Annotated in this window: 1 protein-coding gene; it reads left to right on the forward strand. The window is 66.9% G+C overall.

Translation table 11 applies throughout. The annotated features are described in order from the left end of the window. Positions 1–96: 96 nt before the first annotated feature. Positions 97–1,128 carry an HNH endonuclease signature motif containing protein gene (locus tag WMP96_RS11685; RefSeq protein ID WP_301716816.1) on the forward strand — a complete coding sequence of 344 codons (1,032 nt, stop codon included), beginning with the start codon at positions 97–99 and terminating at the stop codon, positions 1,126–1,128. The last annotated feature ends 2 nt before the right edge of the window (positions 1,129–1,130 follow it).

Consider the following 1,130-nt stretch of genomic DNA (forward strand, 5'->3'; position numbering starts at 1 on the left):
CCCATCCACAATTTCCCCCTCCCCGGCCGCGCACCGCTTGTTCAGCCCTCGCATGCCTTTTAGCTTCGGCCGTGTGAACACCGAATTTCTCTTGCTATGCCGCCGCGGCGTCGACCTCGTCGCCGAATTTCGGGGCTGCTCCGAAGACTCGCTTCTCGAAGCCGGAGCCAGTCCCCTTCTGGCTGCCCAACTCGCCCGCCTCAGCACGTCTACTTCGGCCGCACGTCGAATACCCGCAAGCAACGCCACGCCCGCGAGGCCGCCCGCAGCCGCGGCCATGACCTCACCACGCTCGATAGCATCGAGTCTTATACTCGCCGCGTGCGCGATACCAACCGCGCTTGGGACCTGCGCCTAACGCTCTGCCGCACCGAGGCCCGCCTGATTCCCTCCGTGGCCAAGAAGCTACTCAAGCAGATCAATCCGCCCCGCCGCCCGGAGCCCGGCGTGCGCTATACCCGCCGCCCCGACGGCCCACACACCATCTCTATTACGGCCGATCCCACCGATATCGCCGATATCAAGGGCGTGCTCTCCTCCGTCAACAAAGACGATCCCCTCGCCGCCGCCAAGAAGGTGCTCCTCGAGGGCAATCCCGGCGCGCTGCCGGCCGTGCATACCAACGTCATCCTCACCCTAGACCAGCTCGACCGCATCGTCGCCGCGCCTTCCGACGCCTCCGATATCACCCTCCAGCTCACCAACGGCGCCCGCATGACCGGCGCACAGCTGGTTGCCCGCGCTCTCGCCCAGCGCGGCTACGTCAGCCTCGTTCACCCCGAGCACGGCCCGGTAAACCTGTATCGCACCGAACGCATGGCCACGTGGAAACAACGCATGCTCGCCGCGGCCGAGCACCCCGTGTGCGCGTGGCCGGGCTGCACTACGCCTGCCGACGACGCCCAAGTCCACCACCTCACCGCCTGGTCCACCGGCGGGCCCACAAACCAAGAAAATCTGGTCACCTTGTGCGCGCACCACAACGCCGCCAACCAAGATGACCCCTCCCGACCCACAGAACGCGGCCGCATGGTGCGCGTCAATGGCCGCATCGCCTGGGTGCCGCCGTGGAGCAATACCCCACGCTTCGTCCCCAGCCCCGCCCGGCCACCGAATACCCACACATAGCC

Origin of the sequence: Corynebacterium sp. KPL4035 (assembly GCF_037908325.1) — a bacterium.
GTDB lineage: Bacteria > Actinomycetota > Actinomycetes > Mycobacteriales > Mycobacteriaceae > Corynebacterium > Corynebacterium kefirresidentii.

Bases quoted from the DNA above. Each gene is read 5' to 3' on its own strand.
- WMP96_RS11685 (WP_301716816.1), top strand. From the start codon at position 97: ATGCCGCCGCGGCGTCGACCTCGTCGCCGAATTTCGGGGCTGCTCCGA.